Source organism: Acetobacter sp. DmW_125128 (assembly GCF_008704325.1).
Lineage (GTDB): Bacteria > Pseudomonadota > Alphaproteobacteria > Acetobacterales > Acetobacteraceae > Acetobacter > Acetobacter oryzifermentans.
In genome coordinates, this window is record NZ_VHOP01000085.1 from 1 (window position 1) to 2,040 (window position 2,040).

At 52.9% G+C, this 2,040-nt stretch carries 1 protein-coding gene; it reads left to right on the forward strand.

The window, feature by feature from the left end:
- Window positions 1–577: 577 nt before the first annotated feature.
- Window positions 578–1,897, forward strand: coding sequence for a plasmid replication protein RepC (repC, locus tag FKW19_RS15020; RefSeq protein WP_116100371.1), 1,320 nt, complete (start codon window positions 578–580; stop codon window positions 1,895–1,897).
- Window positions 1,898–2,040: the final 143 nt, after the last annotated feature.

Genomic DNA, 2,040 nt, shown 5'->3' on the forward strand with positions numbered 1-2,040 from the left:
TTTTCGGAAACCATCTTGCAAGAATCCGGGGGGTGGAATTTGTTATTTCACGACTCCCTTTCGGTATCCGTCCAGTCTCAGTTTTCTGGGCATAAGTGTTTGTTTTTGTACAAATAGTGGTGCTGTTTGTTGTGGAATCAGTCTCAAACATTTATGCCCTTGTGGTTGGTCGCATCTTGATTGTGCATCCTGTCGCATGACGAGCACATAGTGGGTGCGCCAACCAAAGGTCTCGTGTGCATCGGTTTTTCCTATTGAAAGGAAAAGATCGTGCAGTGAGGAATATGTAAGAGGTGATGGATAGGGCAGCCAGTGCGGCCTGGTTCGTCAGTATGACTGAGAGGAAGAATGAGCCATGACATAGTTTCCCCCAAAAACGACTGAGGCCCCGCTTTCGCGAGGCCTGCAGACACAAAAAACATTCCCAAGGGGATGTCGGAGTAAAAATCGTTTGGCGACAATTTTTCTCCGACATTTGCCGTAAAATTGCAAGTCTTTTCTTGCCATAGGGGATGCTTGTCCTGCGGGTCAGGAGCGCGACGGGTTTTTTTTACCCATTCGTCGGATAAAAAGAATAATGATAACAGAAGGTTATGCCCGTTCTGCGGGTATCAGGAAAATCACGCCTGCCATGGTTGCGGCGCGCACAACAGCTGAGGCCCTACCGCTGCAGGCTGTGGAAATGAGCGACCTTTATCGCTATTTGCGTCAGGGACGGTCGATTCTCGGCCTGACATGCCAGCAGACAGAACTGCTCTGTTATCTGATCGCATTTACCCAACCTGCCGACTGGTCAGGTGAGGACGATGTTCTGCCCGTCTCGACGGCTTCCAATCTGGATATCCAGCAACGCTTTGACCTCGGCCGAACCCGCGTCAAAACTCTGTTGCGCGAACTTGCCGAAGCAGGGTGGCTTCTCTACCGGGATAGTCCTAACGGACAGCGATACAGGCGATCAGGCCCGTTCACTCCAAGGGGACAGCAGGCTTACGGCTTTGATCTTTCTCCGCTCGCCCGCCGATTTGAGGAATTGGAACGCGCAGCACAAACGGCTCTGTGGCGGCAACAGGAAGGTCGCCGCCTGCATCGCGAAGTCACGATGATTGCCAGGACGATCTATGCTCTTTTCCAGACTGCTGATGAGGCAGGGCTTACGGTAAAAGATAGACAACAGATACTGGCTCGCACCTCTGCGTTGGTCAGTCAGCGTGGGACAGATCGCGATCCTCAATGGCTTGACCCGATATGCCAGGAGTTACGCCAGCTTCACGATCAGCTGGAGAGGGACATTTCGTATCTTCAAGAGGTCGAACATCAACCTGATGAGACCAAAGCTTCGTCTCTTTTATCTGTGGAAAGTGACCCCATGGGGTCACCTGAGCGACCCCAATATACTAATACAAACCCATCCATATTAGCTAAAGCTACTGTAAAAGCAGACGGCTTCGCCGAAAATTGCATTGAAGCTACGCGTAGTCGGCCGTCCTCGTCTTCCCGTGTTGCAGAACACCAGGCGCCACCCCCTTCTGCGGCGGATCCATTGAGGGGATTCCGGGCCAAGCCGACATTCGTGCTGCATATTGCCCCGATTTTCCGTCAGTATTGCACTTCCGATAGGCCGGCCGAGACGCAGATCATCCAGGCAGCGCTCTACGCGTGCGAACAGCTGGGAATTTCCAGACACGCCTGGGCACAGGGCCAAGCTGTTTTTGGGGACTATCCGAATGCAGTGGTGATCGCAGCAATTGCCGCACGGACAGATGCTGGAGAAGTCCGTTCACCGGGAGGACTGCTCCGTGCCATGATTTCGCGCTACCTGTCGGGTCAACTCGCACTGGATCGTACACTCTACGGGCTGGCGGAGAAGCTGAAAAACGGTCCGACTGTCGTGCAGTAAGCGTCAACCAGGTGGTTTCAAGTTCAAGCAAAAAATGTGTTTTTGGTCGCATCATGCTCTGGCTGAGTCGTGATCGTAGGAGATCATACGATGCAGACGATAAGGGATATGTTTCCCCCTTCGCTCGGCACAACCGGGAGGAC

What these genes read in the sequence shown, in the direction of transcription:
- repC (WP_116100371.1), top strand. Translation starts at nt 578, where the DNA reads ATGATAACAGAAGGTTATGCCCGTTCTGCGGGTATCAGGAAAATCACG.